At 51.5% G+C, this 24,592-nt stretch carries 7 protein-coding genes; all 7 read right to left on the bottom strand.

The window, feature by feature from the left end:
- Positions 1 to 41 precede the first annotated feature (41 nt).
- Complete coding sequence (locus MHI01_RS22690; protein ID WP_340984893.1) at positions 42 to 15,059, bottom strand: amino acid adenylation domain-containing protein; 15,018 nt, start codon at positions 15,057 to 15,059, stop codon at positions 42 to 44.
- 160 nt (positions 15,060 to 15,219) lie between these two features.
- Complete coding sequence (locus tag MHI01_RS22685) at positions 15,220 to 15,342, bottom strand: hypothetical protein (protein ID WP_256721367.1); 123 nt, start codon at positions 15,340 to 15,342, stop codon at positions 15,220 to 15,222.
- A 423-nt stretch (positions 15,343 to 15,765) separates the two neighbouring features.
- Positions 15,766 to 17,049, bottom strand: coding sequence for a diaminobutyrate--2-oxoglutarate transaminase (gene ectB, locus MHI01_RS22680; protein WP_036614038.1), 1,284 nt, complete (start codon positions 17,047 to 17,049; stop codon positions 15,766 to 15,768).
- A gap of 1,245 nt (positions 17,050 to 18,294) precedes the next feature.
- Complete coding sequence (gene glmS, locus MHI01_RS22675; RefSeq protein ID WP_036668148.1) at positions 18,295 to 20,127, bottom strand: glutamine--fructose-6-phosphate transaminase (isomerizing); 1,833 nt, start codon at positions 20,125 to 20,127, stop codon at positions 18,295 to 18,297.
- A gap of 699 nt (positions 20,128 to 20,826) precedes the next feature.
- Complete coding sequence (glmM, locus tag MHI01_RS22670) at positions 20,827 to 22,167, bottom strand: phosphoglucosamine mutase (protein WP_017692121.1); 1,341 nt, start codon at positions 22,165 to 22,167, stop codon at positions 20,827 to 20,829.
- 73 nt (positions 22,168 to 22,240) lie between these two features.
- Positions 22,241 to 23,734 (bottom strand): CdaR family protein, encoded by a 1,494-nt coding sequence (locus MHI01_RS22665; protein ID WP_076328833.1) that lies wholly within the window; start codon positions 23,732 to 23,734, stop codon positions 22,241 to 22,243.
- The gene (gene cdaA, locus MHI01_RS22660; RefSeq protein ID WP_017692119.1) at positions 23,727 to 24,563 is read right to left on the bottom strand and encodes a diadenylate cyclase CdaA; all 837 of its coding nucleotides are present in this window, start codon (positions 24,561 to 24,563) and stop codon (positions 23,727 to 23,729) included. Before cdaA ends, MHI01_RS22665 begins: the two co-directional genes overlap by 8 nt.
- Positions 24,564 to 24,592 lie beyond the last annotated feature (29 nt).

Genomic DNA, 24,592 nt, shown 5'->3' with positions numbered 1-24,592 from the left:
TACACGCGCTGTCGCTTGATGACGGAAGCCCGCTTGTAACATTAGAATGCGAATTCGATCGTATCAACAGCACTCTTTGCGCCTGCCGCCGGTTTATGACATTCAATTCGGCTTAGCTCGAGTTGTGGATTTTCCGCAATTTGAGACAGTACCCGCAGGTAATCCTCAGTCAAGGTGCGGATCATCGTTTCTTTGAACAGCTTGGTGGCGTAGAAGAAGCCCCCGCTCAACGCCCCTTCGTTTTCATACATAAACAGCGTCAGATCAAACTTCGCTTCTTCCAATGGGTCAAGCTCGTAATTCTTCAGGCTGACCCCTTCCAGTTCGGCGTCTCGTTCTTCAATATTTTGCAAGTCGAAAACGGCATCGAACAACGGGAAGCGGCCCGGCTCCCGTTTCACATTCAAACGTTCCACGAGATCCTCGAATGGATAATCCTGGTTCTCAAAAGCACCCAAAGCCGTTTCCTTCACTTCTTCCAGGTAGGACAAGAACGTTTTGTCGCCAGACGGACGATTGCGGAGCGCCAGCGTATTAACAAACATGCCGATGACCCGCTCCAAATCGGCGTTAGTTCTTCCAGCCACCGGGGTGCCCACGATCAAGTCCTCCTGACCGCTGTACTTGGACAGCAACACAGTATAGGCCGCAAGCAGCACCATGAACAGTGTGCTTTCACACTCGGCAGCCAATTCGCGTAACTGCGCAGAGAGAGAAGCTTCGACGTCGAACTCCACATGCGCGCCTTCGTAGCTACGAACGGCAGACCGTTCGTAGTCCATCGGCAGGTCCGCCGTGGGCAGCTCGCCTTCGAAGGTTTGCAGCCAGTACGCTTCCTGCCGCCCGATTCGCTCTCGGTGGGCCTTCGACTGCTGCCAAACGGCATAATCCTTGTAATGAATGCGCAGGGGTGACAGCTGTTCTCCGGCGTAGAAACTCGAGAACTCCTCCATCACAATCGCCATCGATACACCGTCGGACACGATATGGTGCATATCGAAAAGGAGAATACGCAGGTGCGGCTCCAGCTCGATGACCCCGGCGCGCAACAGCGGCGGTTGGCCGAGATCAAACGGACGAACGAAGTTGCGGACGATCTGCTCAATTTGATCTGAATCCTCTGTATCCGCTTGATGGTGCTCGATAGCAAAATCGACCTGTGGGTATATCCGCTGAACCACTTCGCCCTTCATCATTTCAAAACCGGTGCGCAGCGATTCATGCCGTGTTATCAATTTCCGCAAGGCGGCTTCCAACCGGTCTAAATCAAACTCACCTTCCACCTGCACCAGTTCCGGCATGTTGTAAAGCTGATCTGCTCCATCCAGTGTGTGCTGAATGAACAGCCGTTTCTGCGCGGAGGACAGAGGGTAATACTCTCTCTGCTCCGCTTGAGGAATGGCCTCATGCTCCCGCCGTTCCATCCGGGCGATCGCCTCGGCCATCGCCGCAATCGTCGAGTGGCGGAATACGTCGCGCAGCGGGAGGTTGACGTTTAGTTCCTTAAATACCTTGCCTGCCAGTGACGTCGCCCGCAGGGAGTGACCGCCGATGTCGAAGAAGTTGTCGTGAACGCCAATCTGCTTCGCAAGCCCCAGTACCTCCTGCCAAATCACCGCCAGCTTCATTTCCAGCTCATTGCGCGGTGCGACATACTCCGTTCCACTTCCCGCTTCCCCTTCCGGCGCTGGCAGCGCCCTCCGGTCTATTTTCCCGTTCGGTGTCAGAGGCAGACGCTCCAGCTCCACGAAGTACGACGGGATCATGTAACCCGGCAGCTCCTGTGCCAGGGCACTGCGCAGATCGTTCACTGCCAGCTTCGCTCCAGTATCCGGCGTGTAATACGCACACAGCACCTTCTGCCCATTCGCATCACTTCCAACCAGCACCACCGCTTCGCGCACACCTTCCACACGCAACAGCTGCGACTCGATCTCACCCGTCTCGATCCGGTAGCCCCGGATTTTTGCCTGGTTATCAATCCGCCCGATGAAGTCCACGTTGCCGTCTTCCATCCACCGCGCCAAATCTCCCGTGCGGTACAACCGCTCGCCCACAGCGAACGGACTGTCTACGAACTTCTCTTCCGTCAGCTCCGGTTGGTTCAAGTACCCACGCGCCACGCCGACGCCGCCGATGACCAGTTCGCCCAGCACACCGACGGGTACGGGATTCAGATGTGCATCCACGATGTAAAACTTCGCATTCAACCACGCTTTGCCGATCGGCACATGGCCTGTATGCGGCAGCTTCGTCAGCGCTTCGTCATAGAAACTGGAGTCGATCGCCGCTTCCGTCACACCGTAAGCGTTAATGATGCGGAACGACGAGCCGAATCGTTCCTGCAAGGTTCGGTAATCCGCCACACTGCAGCTGTCCGAGCTTGTAATCAACAGCTCCATCCCGCTGAACTCCAACCCCTGTTCATGTACGTATTCCATAAACGGCACGATCAGCGCCGGTGTTGATTCGAAGATCGTCACTCGCTCCCGCACTATCCAGTAGTGCAGACGAGAAGGATCGATCCGGTCGTCCTTCGGCACAATCACCATCGTGCCTCCGTTGTACAGCGTCCGGGCAATGTCGCCCACGAACACGTCAAACGAGAAGCTGGCGAGCTGCAACAACCGCACCGGGAACTGATCTAATCGGTATTCCCGCTGGTAACCCGCCGCCGTGTTCACCAGGCTGCGGTGCTCGATCATCACACCTTTCGGCTTGCCCGTCGTTCCCGATGTGTAGATCACGTACGCCAGATCCTCTGGGCGGGCTTCATGGAAGCTGTCCATGCCAACAACATCAACATCAATATCATCCACAACATCCAGATGGTTCCGATCCGCACCGTTCACAGCCCCCGTTAGTTTGCCAGAGACCCGGCTGGAAGCCATGTTGGAGCCTTGATCAAAGCACGTCGGAGCATTTGCCCGATCTTCGCTGTACGACACTTCGTCGTCGAGGTACAGCACCGACATCAGCGCCAGCTCCTCTTCGCGGAGCCAGGCCTCGGCACGTTCTCGTAGCGGCGTTTGTGTCAGCAGTACCTTCGCCCCGCTGTCTTCGAGCATAAACCGCACGCGGTCCGCCGGATAATCCGGGTCGAGGGGTACATACGCCCCGCCGGCTTTCCAGACGGCCAGCACGGCCACCAGCAAGTCCACCGAACGCTCGGCGAGAATGCCAACGATTGACTCCCAGCCGATGCCATTTGCACGTAGCGTGACCGCTAAGCGGTTAGCTCGCTCGTTCAGCTCCACATACGTTAGGCGGTTATTTTCATACACAACGGCCTCCGCTTCCGGCGTACACTCTGCCTGTTTCTCAAACAGACGGTGGAACGTAGCCGCAGGAGCCGCTTCTAGCTGCGCTGGATTAAACGCATTGAGAACTTGTTCTTTTTCCTCTGCTGTCAGCAAGTTCAGCTCGGCAATCTTCGCATCTGGACGGTTTACAATTGTCAGGAGCAACTGCTCGTAATGTTTTGCCAGCCGTTCAATCGTCTCCCTTTTGTAAAGAGCTGTCGCATATTCAAAGCTGTAATCCAAGCCGCCGTTCTCCTCGCCCACATCCAAGCTGATATCAAACTTCGCAGTATCAAGTACGCTCGGATAAGGAATCAGGCGAAGCCCTTCCAGCTCAAATTGCTCGTTCTCCGTATTTTGCATCGTAAACATCGTGTCGAACAGCGGATTACGGCTTAAGTCACGGGTGACTTGCACCTTGTCCACCAATTGTTCGAACGGATAGTTTTGATGCTCCAAGGCACGCAGAGTTGTTTCTTTGACTTCGTTCAGATATGACAGGAATGTTTTCTCCGAAGACGGATAACTGCGAATCGCCAGCGTGTTTAGGAAAATCCCGATCAACGGCTGCACATCTCCATGATTCCTTCCGGCAATCGGCGTACCAACGATTACGTCTTCCTGACCTGAATATTTATGCAAAAGCACGTTATACGCGGCAAGCAACACCATAAACAGCGTCGTGCCCGTTTCCGAAGCCAGCTGTTTCAGGCCGCCGGTTTTTGAAGCGTCGAAGGAAAACTCCAGCGTTTGACCTTCGTAGCTCTGTACAGCCGGACGTGGATAGTCGGTCGGCATTTCCAGCACCGGAAGCTCGCCCTGGAACATGTCCAGCCAATACGCCCCCTGATGCTGAAGCCGTTCCTGCTGCTCCTGCGAATGCTGCCAAACGGTGTAGTCTTTGTACTGAATGCGCAGCGGCTCCAATTGCTCTCCACCATACAAACGCACGAATTCTTCAACAAAGATTTCCATTGAAACGCCGTCAGAAATAATATGATGCATGTCGTACATCAGAATATGGCGTTCCGGAGCCAGCTCAACAAGGCCTACCCTCAACAGCGGTGGCTTAGTCAAGTCAAACGGACGGACGAAACCGTGAACCACCGCTTCGACCTCTTGCTCATCCGCTTGATAGAACTCCACCGCAAAATTCACGTCCTGGTAAACCCGCTGTGATGCTTCTCCATCCACCATTTCAAACCCGGTGCGCAACATTTCATGCCGCGCCACGAGCTTACGGAACGTTTCTTCGAACCTTGCCCGGTCCAAAGCACCCTCCAGCATCATCGCTTCCGGCATGTTGTAGCTAAGCTCCGCAACTTCCAGCTGATTCAGAATAAAGAGACGTTTTTGAGCAAAAGATTGCGGGTACACCTCTCGGCCATCCGTCACCGGAATGGAAACAAATATCTGCTGATCCAGCCGAGAAATGGCGGTAGCCATGCTCTCGATCGTGGAATGGCGGAACACGTCGCGCAGTGGTAGATCCACGTTCAACTCTTTATGAATCTTGCTGACCAACGTTGTCGCGCGCAGGGAGTGGCCACCGATGTCGAAGAAGTTATCGTGAACACCAATCTCCTTCGCAAGCCCCAGCACCTCCTGCCAAATCGCCGCCAGCTTCGTTTCCAGCTCATTGCGCGGTGCGACGTACTCCGTTCCGCTTCCCGCTTCCCCTTCCGGCGCTGGCAGCACCTTCCGGTCTATCTTTCCGTTCGGTGTCAGAGGTAGACGCTCCAGCTCCACAAAGTACGACGGGATCATGTACCCAGGCAACTCCTGTGCCAGCGCCCTGCGCAGATCGTTCACTACCAGCTCAACTCCGGTATCCGGCGTGTAATACGCGCATAGCGCCTTCTGCCCGTTCGCGTCACTTCGAACCAGCACCACCGCTTCGCGCACACCTTCCACACGCAACAGCTGCGACTCGATCTCACCCGTCTCGATCCGGTAGCCCCGGATTTTTGCCTGGTTATCGATCCGCCCGATGAAGTCCACGTTGCCGTCTTCCATCCACCGCGCCAAATCTCCCGTGCGGTACAACCGCTCGCCCACAGCGAACGGACTGTCTACGAACTTCTCTTCCGTCAGCTCCGGTTGGTTCAAGTACCCACGCGCCACGCCGACGCCGCCGATGACCAGTTCGCCCAGCACACCGACGGGTACGGGATTCAGATGTGCATCCACGATGTAAAACTTCGCATTCAACCACGCTTTGCCGATCGGCACATGGCCTGTATGCGGCAGCTTCGTCAGCGCTTCGTCATAGAAACTGGAGTCGATCGCCGCTTCCGTCACACCGTAAGCGTTAATGATCCGGAACGACGAGCCGAACCGTTCCTGTAAGGTTCGGTAATCCGCCACACTGCAACTGTCCGAGCTTGTGATCAACAGCTCCATCCCGCTCAACTCCAGCTCTTGCTCGTGCACGTATTCCATAAACGGTACGATCAGTGCTGGTGTTGATTCAAAGATCGTCACTTGCTCCCGCTCTATCCAGTGGTGCAGGCGAGACGGATCAATCCGATCATCCTTCGGTACAATGACCATGGTGCCTCCGTTATACAACGTGCGTGCGATATCACCCACGAACACGTCAAACGAGAAGCTGGCGAGTTGCAGTAGCCGGACTGGGAACTGATCCAACCGGTATTCCCGCCGGTAGCCCGCTGCCGTGTTCACCAAGCTGCGGTGCTCAATCATTACACCCTTCGGCTTGCCTGTTGTCCCCGACGTGTAGATCACGTACGCTAGGTCCTCAGGACGAGCTTCATGGAAGCTGTCCAAGCCAGCAACCTTCAGATGACTCGGATCATCGCTGTTCACAGCACCCGTCAGCTCGCCCGAGACTTTACCGGAAACCATGCTGGAGCCAAGCGGTGCATTCTCCCGGTCTTCGCTGTATGACGTTTCGTCGTCGAGGTACAACACCTTTGCAAGTGCCAGTTCCTCTTCGCTGAGCCAAGCTTCAGCACGCTCTCTCAGCAGCGTTTGTGTCAGCAGCACCTTCGCTCCGCTGTCTTCAAGCATAAACCGCACGCGGTCCGCCGGATAATCCGGGTCAAGCGGTACATATGCCCCTCCTGCTTTCCAGACGGCCAGCACGGCCACCAGCAGGTCCACCGAGCGCTCGGCGAGAATGCCAACAATCTCCTCCCGGCCGATTCCACATGCGCGCAGCGTGGCCGCTAAGCCGTTCGCCCGTACGTTCAGCTCCGCATACGTCAGCCGAACGTTCTCGTAGACAACGGCTTCCGCTTCCGGTGTGCGTTCCGCCTGTTCCTCGAACAGTTGGTGGAACGCGGCCACAGGAGCCACTTCCGATTGCATCGGGTGAAACGCGCCGAGAATCTTCTCTTTTTCATCTGCCGTCAACAAGTTCAGCTCAGTGATCTTTGCATTCGGATGGCTTACAATCGCCGCAAGTAAATGTCCAAAATGAATCGATAGCCGCCGGATCGTGCTTTCTTTATAAAGAGCCGTTGCGAATTCAAAGTTGCACTCCAGTCCGCCATTTTCTTCCGTAACATCCACACTCAGGTCGAACTTGGCCATACCATATTCGCTAGGGTACGGGGACAATTTCAGCCCTTCCAACTCAAACTCTGACTCCTCCAGGTTTTGCAGGGAGAACATCGTGTCAAACAGCGGGTTGCGGCTCAAATCCCGGCTAACCTGCACTTTATCGACGAGTTCTTCGAACGGATAATTCTGATGCTCGTAAGCGCCTAAAGTCGTTTCTTTCACTTCTTCCAAATACGACAGGAAGGTCTTCTCCGAAGCCGGATAATTGCGGATCGCCAGCGTGTTGACGAACATTCCGATCAAAGGCTGCGTGTCGCCGTGCGTTCTGCCCGCAATCGACGTTCCGACGATCAAATCGTCCTGACCTGTGTATTTATGCAAAAGCACGGTATATGCGGCAAGCAACACCATATATAGCGTCGTTCCTCTTTGAGCGGCCAGCTGTTTCAAGCCTTCGTTCGTTGCCTCGTCCACGAAGGACGTCAGCGTATGTCCCTCATAGCTCTGTACAGCAGGACGCGGATAGTCCGTTGGCATTTCCAGAACCGGCAGCTCGCCCCGGTAACGGTCCAGCCAGTAAGCTTCCTCGCGGTTCAATTGCACTTTTTGCTCGTCCGATTGCTGCCATACCGCATAGTCCTTGTACTGAATGTGCAAAGGCTCTAATGACTCACCGCCATACAGACGAACGAGTTCCTCAACGAACACGTCCATCGAAACCCCGTCGGAGATGATATGGTGCATGTCAAACATCAGTAAATAACGATCGGCTGCCAGCTCTACGAGCTCGGCACGCAGTAGCGGTGGCTTCGCCAAGTCGAAAGGTCTGATAAAAGCCTGCACGACTGCAGACGCTTCTTCCTCGTTCGCATGTCGACACACGACGGAAAAATCAACGCTCTCGTAAATACGCTGTACCGCTTCGCCTTGTACGACCTCAAATCCGGTTCGCAACGTTTCATGACGTTGGATCAGTCCGCGGAAAGCTTTCTCCAGCAGGCTATGGTCAATTGATCCTTCGAGTAGCAGCACACCCGGCATGTTATAGCTCTGCTCGGCTCCTTCCAGCTGATTCAGGATAAACAGCCGCTTCTGAGCTGAGGAAAGTGGATAATACGCTCTTGCGCCTACCAGCGGAATCGACGAGAACGAATGTTCTTCGATCCGGGAGAGGGCGAGAGCCATCTGTTCGATCGTTGAGTAGCGGAATACGTCGCGCAGAGGCAACTCGACGTTCAACTCCTGATGCACCTTGCTCACCAGTGTCGTTGCCCGCAGGGAATGGCCGCCCAAGTCAAAGAAGTTGTCATGAACCCCGATGTGCTCCAATCCAAGCACGCTTTTCCATATTTCAGCCAAGTTGGCTTCGAGCGGAGTCCGAGGCGGAGTATGTCCTTCGCCTGGCTGCAAGCTCTCCTCAGGTGCCGGGAGGGAGCGGCGGTCAACCTTGCCATTCGTCGTCAGCGGGAGACGCTCCAACTGGATCAGGTACGTCGGGATCATATAGGCCGGCAGTTCCTGAGACAGCACGCTCTTCAGCTCGGCCGCCGGAAGCTCACAGTCCGCTTCATAATAGGCGCAAAGCTGCTTTTCGCCGGACACGTTTTCCCGCGCAAATACTGTCGTTTTCCGAATTCCCTCCACTTTCTGAAGCTGAGCTTCGATCTCGCCCAGCTCTATGCGGAAGCCACGGATTTTCACTTGGTCGTCCGTTCGTCCCACATATTCAATCGTGCCGTCCGGTAGCCATTTCGCCAAATCCCCCGTCCGGTACATGCGCTCTCCTGACGTAAAAGGATTGTGCACAAATTTCTCCGCCGTCAGTTCCGCCCGGTTATTGTAGCCCCGGACCAAACCTTCTCCGCCGACACATAGCTCCCCGACCACGCCGATCGGCAGCAGCTTATTCCGGCTGTCGACGATATACACCGTCGTATTGCTGATTGGTCGTCCGATAGGAACGGTAAGCGCCGACTCATCAACGAAGTCGACCGGAAGGTACGTGGTAAATATCGTGCTTTCCGTCGGTCCGTACACATGGTTGAGCCTACCCGCTCCAAGATGGGCGAGTGCTTTACGTACATGACCAACCGAGACACGCTCTCCTCCAAACAAAATCGCCCGGACATCCCGAAAACAATTGACATTCACATCTACAAGCACGTTGAAGAAAGCCGTCGTAATAAACATGACCGATATGCGCTGGCGCTGGATGAGATCCGCCAGTAGACCAATTTCCAGCAACGTCTCGCGGGGAACCAGCACCAGCCGCGCCCCGTTGGTCAAAGCACCAAAAATATCGAAAATCGCTCCGTCGAACGAATAGCTCGAAAGCTGGAGGACATGATCGCGATTGGTGATGTCGATATAATTTGTATTTTGCACAACGCGCACGATGTTGCGGTGCGAAACAAGGTTTCCTTTCGGCTTGCCCGTCGTGCCTGACGTATAGATCACGCAGGCCAGATCTGTCGCTTCAATCCCTTGATTTAGGTTTGTTCCGTCCTCGTGATAGAAAGACTCGTCATCCAGTAAGATCACCGAGTCCAAACCCGCCAGTCGCTCGCGCAAGCGGCTTTGTGTCAGCATGACCTGCGCTCCTGAATCCTCTATCAAGAAACGGATACGCTCCTCTGGATATTCCGGGTCAATCGGTACGTAAGCGGCTCCGGCTTTGTGTGCTGCCAGTATACCTATAACCATTTCGATGGAACGCTCAGCCATAATGGCGACCAGACGTCCTTGGGATATCCCGTGGCTACGCAAGGTACGGGCAAGGCGGTTTACACGTTCGTTCAGCTCCCGGTAAGTCATCTCTTGCTCATTCATGGAGATGGCGGCTGCATCCGGGATGTACTCCGCCTGCTCTTCGAACAATTGAATGAGCGTCTGCCCGCGCGGAAATTCCGTCGTGGTGTCGTTAAAACGTCCGAGAAGGTCGGCCTTTTCTGCCTCCGTCACAAGTTCCAGCTCGCCCACGGTAATTTCCGGGTTATCCGTTACCTGCTCCAGCAGATGCACGAGATGCCCCTTGAGCCGCTCGATGCTGTCTTTATCGAACACTTCGGCGTTAAAGTCGAATCGAATTTCGATCTCGGTTCCCGGCATCACAGTCACGTTGAAGTTATAGTTCGTCTGCTCCTCCATCTGAACGTCAGCAATTGTCAGGCCGCCGTGCTGCTGGTCCCCCGCCTGCTCCATCTGCTCGTCCACCGGATAGTTCTCGAAAGCGATGATATGGTTGATCAGATTCTGCTTTTGCACGCTACGCGCTTGAATTTCATACAGCGGATAGTAATCATAACGCCCGGAATCCAGCGCCCGCTCTTGGAGCTTCGCCATCAGGTCGGTGAACACGGTGTCCACTTCGCTATTGACGCGGACCGGCACCGTATTGATGAACAGCCCGATCATAGACTCAATGCCCGGGATTTCCGCCGGTCTTCCGGCAACGACACTGCCGAATACGGCATCGTTTGTTCCGTTATATTTTTGCAGCATTACGCCCCAAACGGCTTGCAGCAGCGTATTGACTGTAACCAGGTGCTGTTTCGCCACCCGGTCCATCCGTTTGCTCAAGTCCTTGCCTAGTTCGGCGGTGACGTGATCAGCCATAAATCTGCCGCTCGGCGCTGGTTCCTTTTGCCCCGGAAGTACGGTTTGCCCTTCGTAGCCTGCCAGGAACGCTGTCCAATAGCCGGATGCCGCCTGATCGTCCTGTTTCTCCAACCATTCGATATAATCGCCATAATCCGATCCTTTACCTCCCGCTGGCTGCTTCCCAGAGGTCAGGGTCGAGTATATCTCAAACAACTCCTGCGTCAGTTGAGCCAGGCACCAGCCGTCCATTAAAATATGCTGGAAACTCCACAGAACGTGATAACTTTGCTCTTCAGTGCGCAGAATCGTAAACCGAACGAGCGCATCATGTTCCATGTCGAAGCCACGAAGCTTGTCCTCCTCGGCCTTTTCATCCAAGTAAGCTTGTTTCTCATGTACCTGCAAATGAAGCAGCTCTTCATATTCAAAGCCGACTGGCTTATCGCGGTATATGATTTGCAGCGGCTCGCCCGCTGGTCCATTCACAAAATTCGCCCGCAGCACCAGATGACGTTTTGCAAGCTCCATCCAGCTCCTCTCAAAAAGCTGGACGTCGAGCGCTCCCCGCATCGTAAACCGTGTCTGCTCAAAGTAAGTTGCCGTTTGCCGGTCAAGCGCGCTGTGGAACCACATACCCTTTTGCATCGGCGTCAGCGAGTAAATATTTTCGATTTCCCCGAGATGACTCGAGCGCTGGGCGATTTGCTCCAATTCTGTGATGGTCAAGCCTTTAAATTGCACGTCGCTTGGCGTCAATTCGGTGTTCTCTTTGCCTGCGCAGTGGGTAATGAGCTCTCGGAGACTTTGCTCAAGCCGCTGAGCGAAGGCTTCCATCGTTTCCTTCCGATACTGCTTCCGGCTGTAGCTGAGATCGAGCGATAAAGCACCGTCCAGCACCATACCGTTGATATCCAGCACAAAGCTGCGGGCCTGCCGGTCGCTAGCCGGGCTGCCACTGGAATAAGAAGATATATCGATCTCTCCCTGGTTGACATCATCGTCGAACTGGCCGAGGTAGTTAAAATTAATTTCCGGCTCTGCGCCCCAAACCAAGCCTTCCTCCGATTTCGAAAGATAGCGGCATATGCCGTACCCAAGCCCCTTGTTCGGAATGCGGCGCAAGTTTTCCTTGACCTGTTTAATCTGATAGGTCAAATCCCGGTCAGTTTCCGGCTCTAGGACGACCGGAAACTTGGTCGTAAACCAGCCGACTGTACGCGTGATATCGATATCCGTTCCGATCGATTCACGTCCGTGTCCTTCGAGATTGATCCGCACCCGTTCGTGCCCCGTCCATTTGCGTAAGGCTATGCCGAGCGCCGTTACCAAAATATCATTCATTTCGGTGTTGAAGGCACGGTGAACCCGCTTCAGTAGCAGCTCCGTTTCTTCGGGAGCCAAACGGACAAACAGCGATTCGCTGTCCTGCTGCGTCGTAACGTCCGCCTCCATATCCTTCGGCACGGCCGGAACCTCCATTTGATCCACGGCCTGCCAATAGGCCCGTTCCTTCTCCATCTCCGGGCTTTGCGCGTAAGCAGCCAACTGCTCGGACCAAGTGCGGTACGCATCTGTTTTCGCCGGGAAACGAATTTCTTCGCTTTTGCCAGTCTGCTCGTAACCTAGAGCGAAATCCTCCATTAAAATGCGCCAAGACACGCCATCTACCACAGCATGATGAACCCCGAGCAGCAAATGATCACCGTCCGCGCACTGGAACAGTCCCGCCTTCATGAGGGGCCCGTTCTCCAGATCGATGCCCGCTTGAATGTCCGTTGCCTTCGCTTCCACAGTCTGCGTGGGATTCTCCGCATCTTTGAAGTCGAACACGTCCAGCGTGAACATCTCGTCTTCCTGAATCGCGCGGTTCCGTGCGCTAAACCCTTGTTCCGTTTTGCGGAACACCATCCGTAAGGCGTCATGATGCTCGGCCAGCTTTTGCAGCACCTGACGTACCATCTCTTCGTCGAAGCGTTCCTTCCGGTACAGCATCACCGACTGGTTGAAATGATGCGGGTCCGCAAAGGAGCTCTCGAAAAACCAATGCTGAATCGGCGTCAGCGCCGTTTCACCCGTAATTTCGCCTTGATCAATGGTACGTCCGATCGGTATCACATGCAGGCTAAGCTGTGAGATCGTCGGATATTTGAACAAATCCCGAATTTCCAGCTTGTACCCGGCTTGATGAAGCCGCGAAGATACTTGAATGGACTTGATCGAATCTCCGCCCAGCTCGAAGAAATGATCCGTTACCCCAACGCGATCGGCGTTCAATACCGCCTGCCACACATCGGCAAGCGTCCGCTCGGCTTCATTGCGTGGAGCTACGTACTCGCCGCCGGTCAGTGCGTTTCCTTCCGAGGCAGGCAAAGCCTTGCGGTCGATTTTGTCGTTCGGGGTGAGCGGCATATGCGGAAGCTGAACAAAATGTGCCGGAATCATGTAATTCGGCAATTTTTGCGCCAGCGCGCTTCTCAGCTCGCCGAGCGTAAGAGGGAGACTAGCGACCAGGTAAGCGCACAGTTCTTGCCCACTTTTGCCTTCCCGCGCAATCACAATCGTCTCCTGCACCGAGTCGATCTTCAGAAGCTGCTCTTCAATCTCACCGACCTCGATTCGGAATCCACGGATTTTCACCTGATGGTCGATCCGGCCCAAATACTCCATATTACCGTCCGGCAGCCAGCGGGCGAGATCTCCTGTCCGGTAAAGTCGTTCACCCAGCGCAAACGGATGTTCCACAAATTTCTCTGCCGTCAGCTCCGGCTGGTTCAGGTAACCTCTCGCAAGCCCCACGCCTGCAACGCACAGCTCGCCGTCCACTCCCGGAGGCACAAGTTGCAGGTGGGCATCCAAAATAAAAATCTGATGATTAGACAGCGGGCGCCCAATCGGAATGACTCTGCGCTCCGGCTGCTGCTCATCCGCATCCCAAAGCGTCGTAACAATCGAAGCTTCGGTAGGGCCGTAAGCATTGAAATAGTGAACCTTCGATTTCCACTGCTGCACGAATTCGGCCGATACCGCCGAACCTCCCGTTACAAGCTTTGTTAAGCTGGGAAGACGGTCCGGGTTCAAATGAGCGCTGTAAGTCGGAGGCAAAATCGCCGCCGTAATCGCATGCTCGTTCATATAACTCTCGAACAGACGAGTGTCGAGAATTGTCTCGGCCGTCGGGATGTACAAAGCCGCGCCAAAATAGAGTGCTTTGAACACTTCCCAGCAGGATGCGTCGAAGGACAAGCTCGCAAATTGAACGATCCGGTCATGCTCCGTAATGCCCAGCCTGTCTGCGAACATCAACTTCAAGCTGACCAAACCACGATGCTCCAGCATGACCCCTTTGGGTTTGCCCGTTGTACCTGACGTATAAATGACATAAGCAAGATCATGTGGACCACTGGCCGCCTCCAGGTTCGAGCCATCGTCGCTATAGGCCTGCTTGTCATCTAGCGCCAATACGGTCCCTTCGAACGGGACTTGCTGTAACAGCTCTCTTTGAGTCAGCAGCAGCTGCGCGTTCGAGTTCTCCAGAATGTAGCGAATACGTTCTTCCGGGTACTCCGGGTCGATCGGCACGTAGGCACCGCCAGCTTTCAGAACCGCCAAAATGCCAATGACCGTCTCCAGCGATCTCCTAACCATCAAGCCTACCAACTGATTGGGCAGCACACCGACCGATCGTAGCGTACGCGCCAGCTGGTTCGCCCGTTCGTTCAACTCTGCGTATGAAAGCCGCTGCCCCTCAAAGACAACCGCCGTCGCCTCGGGCACACGCTTCGCTTGCTCCTCCACAAGCTGATGAATCGTCCGATCACGAGGATAGTCCTTCTCGGTATCGTTGAAGCTTTGTATTAATTGAAATTTTTCGTCCTCCGACAGCATGTCCGCTCGTACGATGTCCAGCTCCAACTCATGAAGCCCCACGGACAGTAGGCGATTCAGATGGCCGACGACCCGATTCATGAACTCGGAGTCATATAAGTGCTCGTTATATGACAGCGCTAGCTGTATCGTCCCGCCGGCTAAACTGAATTCAAAGGAACAGTCCGTGACCACGTTTTGCCCAATTTCGTCCAGATGCAACTCCTTAAGGGATACTAGCGTATGGACGAAGGGTATCCCTTCTGCATATTGCAGATCCAGCTTCTCCGTCATTTTCAAGAACGGAATATGTTGATGCTGAATGGCTTCCGGCAAGGAAGTCCTCAGTTCGCTCAGAAGCGTCTTAAAAGTTGCCCCCACCGAAAGCGAGTTTTTTAAAATGACCGTATGATTAACGGATCGACGCGTCTCCCCCTTTTTTGGCACAACCGGCATGCCAACCAGAATGTCTGAAGAACCTGTATATTTATGCAAGAGTGCCTGAACACCTGCGAGCAAAATCATAAAAGCAGCCAGCGGAGCACCCTTGCTCATTTGAAGGACCCGCTGCGCCGCTTCCTCCGAAAGCGAACCGCCAACGGTTTTCACATTGGGCACCAGGGAGTTTGGAGCTTTGCTGTAAGGCAACCGCGTCAAGGTATAATCGTCACTACCGAATTTTTCGTTCCAAAACAACGTTTCTTTTTCAAAAGCCATCTGGATCGTTCCCCTCTCTTCATCGGTAAAAGCAATCCGGCAGAGCATATGCCGAAGCAACGCTCCACTCCTTTTCAAACATCTGACAACAATATCAATGGCTTACGCCATGTCACCGCTTGGATTGCCCGGTTGATCGCATACGGCAATCCTCTGCCTAGCAGCTGTACCGCTCGGCTCCCATGCGTAAAGGACAACAAACATCGTTCTACGCAAGAGATGCGGCTACTTCGGACTCCTCTGCTTCAATAAGATTGCTGCGGACGAGCCACCCGAAGACGGGATTTGGTTTAACTTGGGGTTCGGAATTGGATTTGGGGATAGACGACAAGGAATGTTCCTCCTGTCGATGTAAGGCTTGCCGCAGGGTTCCGGCCGTCCAGCAGGAAGTCGATCGTACCTCCTGATTTGGTACCCGAGCTACCTTTGACGAAGCCTATGTTTAAGGGGTATTGATACACTCTATGTACGATTTGATTATTCCCCCACAGCCCTGGTGTGGATAAGTAAAGATTCGGCTGCGGGGTAGTGAGCTTTTCCTGACGATTAAATTTAACGAGGGTACTGCATGAGGCTCAAAGAATGCTCCGTATGGCACGAACGGGACTGCGCTTGGATTGCCGGAGAATTCCATGCTGATTGACGTTACCGCAGGTAGCATGAGATGAAAGTGCTACCTTAACATCAAGTCCGCACGCCCTCCGGAAGGCACTTTCGTGCCTCTTGCCGGGGGCGACCATCGGCTTGGCCAAGCTTAGGTCGTTACTAGTAAATCCTTGGTCTCCTGAGAGATCACCTGCTGCATACTGGACTTGATAATGTCGCAGCCGGCGGCCAGATGCTCCATCGAGACGGTCAGCGGAGGCATGATCTTCAGCACACAATCTCCTCTGCCGGCTCTTTCAATGATGAGCCCGTTCTCGAAGCTGATATCCGCCACCCGCTTCGCCCCGGTTTCATCCATGAACCCCGAGACGTCAATGCCCCAGATCAGGCCGAGTCCGCGGATGGCGATGGACGGATGTAGAGGCTTAATTTCTTGATCAAGGAACGAGCGCACATATTCTTCCTTCTGCTTCACCTGAGCTTCCAGTTCGGTTCTGTCCCGGAACTCGAGAGCAGCCTTCGCGGCCACAAAAGCCAGCTGGTTGCCGCGGAAGGTGCCGTTGTGCTCGCCCGGCGTCCAGATATCCAGTTCGGGCTTCAGCAGCAGGAGGGACATTGGCAGGCCGTACCCGCTGATCGACTTCGACAGGGTAATGAGATCCGGCTCGATCCCCGCACGTTCGAAGGAGAAGAATTCGCCTGTCCGGCCGCATCCTACTTGAATCTCGTCTGTAATGAGCAGAATATCGTGCCTGCGGCAAATCTGCTGCAGCTCACGTAGCCACTGCGCGTCGACAACGTGAATTCCGCCTTCGGCTTGTACCGTTTCAAGCAGAATCGCGGCCGGCTTGTCGATTCCGGAGTGCGAATCAGTCAGGATATTCTCGATATAACCGAGCGTATCCATTTCTGCGAAAGCCCCGCTCGGGTGCGGCATGAACGTAACTCCGTCCAGAGGAAGCCCCGCCCCTTCTCTCATGGACTTGGAGCTTGTCGCCGACAGACTGCCGAGCGACATGCCGTGGAAGCCACCCATGAATGCGAATATTCCACTTCTCTTCTTCGCCTTGCGTGCGAGCTTCAGGGCCGCTTCCACCGCATTCGTCCCTGTTGGACCGCAGAATTGAAGCTTGTAATTCAGCTTCTTCGGCTCCAGGATCCGCTCGGAGAAGCTCTGGATGAATTCACGCTTGGCCATTGTATACATATCCAGACCGTGCATAATCCGGTCGGAGGTCAAGTAATCGAGAACCCGGTCTTTAATATAATCGTTGTTATGGCCGTAATTGAGTGCCCCGGCACCTGCAAAGAAATCAATATATGCTCTTCCGTCCTCAGAATATAAAAGGTCTCCCTTGGCCCGGTCGAATACCACCGGAAAGCTTCTGCAGTAAGATCTTACGTTGGATTCCAGCTTTTCAAAAATGCTCACTCGCTTCATCCTCCATCGGAATTGGGATAAGGTTGGCTCCATCTTTCTGAACCTTCCTTTCTAAACCTTCTGACGTCATGGAGCAACATATTCTAGGCTGTCATTTTCCACAATTGTTGGTCCCCACATGCCGGCTTGTTGGTTAGCCAGTATACTGGTCTCTCGCACACAGCTTGGATGGGTATAAAAAACCCTACAATTCCATTTATTAGAATAATAGGGAATAAGACCTAGGTTGAATTATATCAAAAATTACAAGAATGTATAGTGAAATTTTTGTTAAATATAGTCATTATATTGTTAAATTTGGTCTATAAAACATTATGTGTTAACATTTTTCGTTAAAAAAGTGAATGGAGAAGAAACGTTGGGCATGATTTGACATCAATCAAGGAATTCGACGAGTGTTGACATTCAGTCATTCAACAGGTAAATTTGGTATATATTCCCTTTAAACATTCTTTGCCGGTGTTCCGATTCCTTGCACTTTGTAATTTTTAACATGATTACCTGACCAATTTCTGAAAGCTTGGCTGGAAACTGGCCACAGCGTCCGCACGGATGGTAGCCGACATCGTTTTGTATCACGCCTTCTCTCTACGCCTCTGTTAGAGTAAAGGGTAAATATATTCTGCTCCTCCTCGTCAAACCGTAGGTGAGGTTTTCCCTTATACGCTTTCCGATGTCCTTCACTCATTTACATGCAGATTACAATAGCGTTCTGAGTCTGAATTGAACGGTCAATAATTTTACTTCGCGTAATAAGCTTCTTCATCGAGCGCATTGTTGCTTCTTGGTATACCATTTTGTGAGTTGCTGAAAGATGTACCCGTCACGTTCAGTCATCTTCCTTTACCATTCAAATGATCTTTTATGCCCGATCCGCATCCTTCTTGGGGATATATTTGCACTTACGAGTTGCGAAGGTTAATGATTCTCTTTAAGAAGTTGATTACATTCGTGCACGAAGAATATTTCAAATGTGAGAATTACAAAAGGATACTCTTCCTAAGATACTTTATAATCTGATGGATTTTCGTCCAATGAATGACCGCAATTTACAATGAAAAAACACAATTAAGGTGGTTCTAATATTTAGAACCACCCTCCTGAAACATCAAAAAAGTCCTGATGACTTAGAGTCATCAGGACCATTATTTTGTCCATACTTTATTAGTTTACTGAATCTATTGATCAACCCGTTATCCATGTCATCCGACAATAAACTAATTTGTACAGAATACCTTACTCAACCGTTACACTTTTCGCCAGGTTACGTGGTTTATCTACATCATGACCCAGTGCCAGGGAAGCATAGTATGCCAGCAATTGCAGTGCAACTACAGACAAAGCAGGGCTAAGCAGTGGCAGCGTCTTAGGAATCGCAAACGCTTGGTCTACGGATTTCAGCAATGGTGCTACGTGCTCTTCATACGTAATTGCCAATACATCTGCGCCACGTGCTTTTACTTCCTTAATGTTGCTCACTGTTTTCTCAAGTACGTTCTCCTGCGTTGCCAGGGCAATAACAGGGATACCGTCTTCGATCAATGCAAGCGTACCATGTTTCAATTCACCCGCAGCATACGCCTCGGAGTGAATATAAGAGATCTCTTTCAGCTTCAAAGATCCTTCTTGAGCTACTGCATAGTCAAGACCACGGCCAATGAAGAAGAGATGTTCATGTTTGGAGATTTGCTCTGCATATCCTTTGATTGCTTCCGCTTGCTCCAACATGGATTCCACTTGCTCAGGCAATGCTTGCATCGCTGCCAGCGTGTGTTCAATCTCTTCTGCAGATTGAGTACCACGAACTTGTGCAAGGTACAAACCCAGCAAGTTGAACGCGATCAATTGCGAAGTATATGCTTTGGTAGAAGCTACTGCAATTTCAGGACCTGCCAATGTTGCGATAACATCATCTGCATCACGTGCAATGGAGCTACCCACTACGTTTGTGATTGCCAGTACATGTGCACCATTGGATTGTGCTTCACGCAATGCAGCAAGCGTATCGGCAGTTTCCCCGGATTGGCTCACTACGATTACAAGTGTATCTTTGTGCACGATTGGGGAACGGTAGCGGTACTCGGAAGCCACATCTGTTTCAACCGGAATACGTACCAATTGCTCAATCACTGTACGTCCAACCAGGCCTGCATGGTACGCTGTACCACATGCAATGATTTGAACGTTACGGATATTTTTAATTTGTTCTTCAGTCATTTTCAACTCAGGAAGTTGAACTTTTTTGCCTTCATTATCGATGCGACCCAGCATAGTATCACGATATGCTTTTGGTTGCTCATGAATTTCTTTCAACATGAAGTGCTCAAATCCGCCTTTTTCTGCGGTTACAGCATCCCAATCGACACGAATCATTTCCCGAGAAATAAAGTTACCTTCAATCGTCATCAATTCGACAGCATCATGTGTCAATACAGCCATTTCACCATCATTCAGAATGTACACGTTACGTGTATGTTCCAGAATTGCCGGGATGTCGGAACCAATGAAGTTCTCGCCTTCACCAATACCAATAATCAATGGGCTTGCTTGACGCACAGCTACGAGTTTCTCAGGCTCATGCTCTGTCAATACACCCAGTGCAAATGCGCCACGCAACAACGTGATCACTTTTTGTACTGTTTTGACGATATCACCATTGTATTCACGTGCGATCAGGTGAGAGATAACCTCAGTATCTGTCTCGGAAGTGAACGTGTGACCTTGAGCCATCAATTCGTCCTTCAGATCCAGGTAGTTCTCAATAATACCGTTATGCACAACAGAGAACTTCTGGCTTCCATCTGTGTGTGGATGAGAGTTCTCATCCGATGGTTTACCATGAGTTGCCCAACGTGTGTGTCCGATTCCGGCATTACCTACCAGTGGTGCACCATCCAGCTTGGCTTCAAGGTTCGCAAGACGACCAAGAGCTTTCGTGATTTGCAGACCTTCCGGTGTGAATACTGCGATACCTGCAGAATCATAACCACGATACTCGAGTTTCTTCAATCCTTCAACCAATACCGACTGAGTGTTCTTATTACCAATATATCCAACAATACCGCACATAATTTATTTCCTCCGTTTGTATATGAATACTGTGTCACGAAGAGAAACAGGCAGAGGCGGCATATCGGAAAATGAGTGATTGCCTAGCGTTTCATGAATACTTGGTACTTATTCAATTATCAATGATCAGAGCGACCTCGTGTCGCCCCGCTGTCATCATAAGCTGTAATGAATGCAATCATGAATGTACATCATTTTCCCGTCCGCGTACTGTTTACGCTCTTCACGCACATTCATTTGAATTTTAGTTTAACTCTTGCACCTGCACCGGCGCGTTGTGTGGACAGTCACCTATCCATTTTCCGCAATCCGGTTTACGGCTCTGGTGCTTCACCGGGAGGTCCCCGCCGAACAATCCGAACACCTCCACCTCGTCAGCTTGATTGCCGTTGATCTTAATCAGCGTTCTTCAACCTAGAAGAAATCCTGATCAACATCATCCCGCGCAACTCCAAGCTCTGGCGCTTGTATAACTGTAACCTTACGTTCCTCACTTTCTGTGTCTGAATGACGACTCCACTCATTATATGCACGTCAGGTCCATTTTGCAATGGAGCAAAGTACCTGTGACAATTTTAGCATATTTACCTACAATCCCGACCGGATAAACGGACCTATGGTCTCATCAGGCCGGGATGCAGGAATATCAATGCATAAGTCCTAAATCATGTTATATTAAGCCTCTTACATCTTCCAGTCCTATACCAGTTCTTTTTGCACTACATCTGCGATTTGAGACACAAATTGTTCAAGTTCGTCTTTATCTGGTCCTTCCGCCATAACACGGATCAGAGATTCAGTACCTGAAGCACGAACGAGTACACGTCCATTATCCCCGAGTTGTTGTTCTACTGTAGCAATAGCTTGCTCGATTGCAGCATTGCCCTCGTATTTGCTCTTATCTTCAACACGCACATTCACCAATACTTGTGGGTACTGGGTCATTAGCGCTTTTAGTTCACTCAGTTTTTTACCGGAAGCCTTGAGCGTATCCACGAGTTGAATCGCAGTCAGCATACCGTCTCCAGTTGTATTGTAATCCAGGAAAATAACATGGCCAGATTGTTCTCCACCCAAGTTGTAACCGCCACGACGCATTTCCTCCATCACATAACGATCACCTACTGCCGTTTTAGCTGTTTTCAGTGCAAGTTTCTCTGTTGCTTTGTAGAATCCGATGTTACTCATAACGGTCGATACAACAGTACTGTCCTTCAACTTGCCTGCACGATTCATCGCATCACCACAGATACACAAAATGAAATCTCCATCCACCTCAGCGCCTGTCTCATCAATAGCAATCAGACGATCTGCATCCCCGTCAAAAGCAAGACCCAGATCCGCTTTATGTTTGAGCACTTCTTGTTTCAGGTTCTCTGGATGAGTTGATCCACATTGCTCATTAATATTCAGGCCGTTAGGCTCAGCGCCAATGGCAATGACTTCTGCACCTAGTTCACTGAACAATTTTGGTGCCAGTTCATAAGCTGCTCCGTTTGCACAGTCCAAAACAATTTTAAGTCCAGAGAACGATTCATTTACAGTCGTTTTCAGGAAATCAAGATAACGATAACGGGATTCCTCATCTGTCGTTACAGTACCCAGCCCGCCACCAACTGGCCGTGGCAATTGATCTGTCTCCGCATCCATCAGTTCTTCAATCCGATTCTCTGTTTCATCAGACAGCTTGAAGCCATCTCCACCAAAGAACTTGATTCCGTTATCCTCAACCGGATTGTGGGAAGCCGAGATCATCACGCCCGCGTCAGCTTTCAACAAACGTGCAATATACGCCACTCCCGGAGTGGATACCACGCCCAGACGGATCACATCAGCGCCAATGGACAACAGACCTGCAACCAGTGCGGATTCCAACATCAATCCCGAGATACGAGTATCCATGCCGATAACCACTTTTGGTCTTTCCACACCACCTGCAAGCACGTAACCACCACAACGTCCAATGCTGTAAGCCAGCTCTGCCGTTAACTCTTTATTGGCAACCCCTCTTACACCATCTGTACCAAAATATTTCCCCATGATTTAACTCCTTCTATTCGCATCATATACGAGCACTATTATTATTTTTTTGAGAATTTTAAAATTAGAACGTTTACGGATTCGCGCCACTTTTACTGCCAGTACCGCTGTTATTATTATTTAAATTACCTCGACTGCTTGTGCTCCCCTGTTGACCCTGATCCTGAGTATCCGTATTCGATTCCGTTTCTTCTTCATCAGGAACAGGCTCTGTTTCCCCATTTTCAACCTCTGCTGGTGTTGGGTCAGGTGCTACCGTTCCCTCGTCCGTCGGTTCTTCGCCAGGAGTGGTCGTGGTATCTTCAGCCTTTTCGCTAATTTTGACCGTCGCACTTAATGCAGTGGATGATTCATCCAGTTTGGCATAACGGGGCAGGTCGGCTTCAAGCTTGATCTCATGCGTTCCGACCGCAAGTCCAGCAAGATCCCCGGTTAACGTGAGATCATCACTACTCAGACCCTCAAGCATACTTGCTGAGCCTGTAAGTGTGAGGTTCAGACCGCCGCTTCGAGGCGTAACCAGCGTCCCTTCCAGTCCATTCCCCGCACCGGTAAGTGTGATGGGGACGTTCGGAAAGACTTTGGTTGTCTCCTCTGCCTCGTCAAATGGTGATATGGTTACCTTGATCTGAATCGAACTAGGCTCGATTTTCTCAAAACCGGAAGGCGGCGTCAAGTCCACGTTAACTGTCGATGTACCCGACTGATCAAACTGTGTAAGATCAAGGGTTACTTGGTCGTAGGACTGTATACCTGCAAGCGCATCCTCTGATCCATAAACCGAGACTTCTTTCACGTTTGGCTCTACCGTGGAGAGTACCAGGCCTTCCGGAAGCTGTCCCGAATATTTGATTCTTAAGGGTACAGATGTATAGGGCTGATTGACCGGAACTCGGACTTCAACCGTTTGAGGCGTTATAATCGCATTTTCAAGGACCTTACCTTCAGCATCGTAGGCTTGAAGTTTCACTTTTTTCTGTATGACATCTTCCTTGGCATCTTTCACGCTCACACTGCCCTGGACCTTCGCTACAGCCTCGAGTTGCCCTTCGGGCAGAGTTACCTTAACCGGCGTCGAAGGTTCAGTTACGGGCGTTCCAGCGCTGTATCCGGCGGATGGTTCCCCTTCGGGTACAATATTCACATTGAAGGATTTGGTGCCCAATTTTTCTACGTTCACCGTAACCATGGAAGGTTCCATGCTGACCACTTCTACCCCGGAAGGCAAATCAGGTACAAGTGGCAGTGTATTGGACCCATCTTTCACCTGACTCAGATCAACCAGTACCTTGTAATCGTCATTCGTAAAAATCGATGTTAGCATCGAGCGCTGCCCTTTGATCTCCAGCCGGACCTCATCCGTACTTAATGAAGTAAGCACATAGCTGTTGCTGTCTAATCCATAAGGTTGAACAGGCACCGTACGTTCCACAACCTTGTTGGTTGTCCCTGTTGTAATTGTAGGGGTGGTTGGTACTTCATCCAGATGAATCATGAACCAGAGTAGCAGGCTCACCGCAAGCGCAAGTATTTTGGCAAAGTTATTATTGTTAAACCACTTATCCATTGTTACGTCCTCCCTTCCGTTTCCAGAAGGTTGTCCAGCCATTCTTTTTCAAATTGGATGTTGGGCGCAACTCCTCATACAGTTTGGCAATCAGCGATTCTTCCTTAATATCACGAACGACCTGTCCATTCATTGCCAGTGACACTTGTCCTGTCTCCTCGGAGACAACCAAACAGATCGCATCTGCAACTTCGGTAATCCCGATTGCTGCACGGTGACGTGTTCCCAATTCCTTACTGATAAAAGGATTCTCTGATAATGGCAAATAACAAGCTGCCGCCGAAATCTGTTTTCCCTGTATAATAACGGCTCCATCATGGAGCGGTGTATTTGGAATAAAGATGTTAATCATCAGCTCCGAGCTGACCAGAGAGTGCATCTTAATGCCCGATTCCGTGTAATCGTTCAGACCTGTTTCACGTTCAAATACGACCAAAGCGCCAATTTTACGCCGTGACAAATAATTAACTGACTTAATAATCTCACCAATTAACACGGTTAGTTCTTCATCACTCGCTGCCGCTGAACGTCCAAACAGCTTACCGCGTCCCAATTGCTCCAGACCACGACGTAGTTCCGGCTGAAAGATAATGAAGACCGCAACGACACCAAACGTAAACATCTGGTTCATTAACCATTTGAGCGTATACAAGTTTAGCCACGTACTTAATGCCCAGATCAGCACAAGGAACAGAATCCCTTTTAGGAGCTGAACCGCACGTGTCCCCCGCACAAGCAAAATCAGTTTGTACATAATATAGGTAACGATCAATATATCGATAACGTCCTTAATGGACTCTGTCCACGTTAAGTCAGCAAAATAATTCATAAGCCAGCCCCCGCTATCCCCATTGATGA

This window comes from Paenibacillus sp. FSL M7-0656 (genome assembly GCF_038003225.1).
Taxonomy (GTDB): domain Bacteria; phylum Bacillota; class Bacilli; order Paenibacillales; family Paenibacillaceae; genus Paenibacillus; species Paenibacillus amylolyticus.
This window is presented reverse-complemented; position numbering and strand designations above follow the sequence as displayed.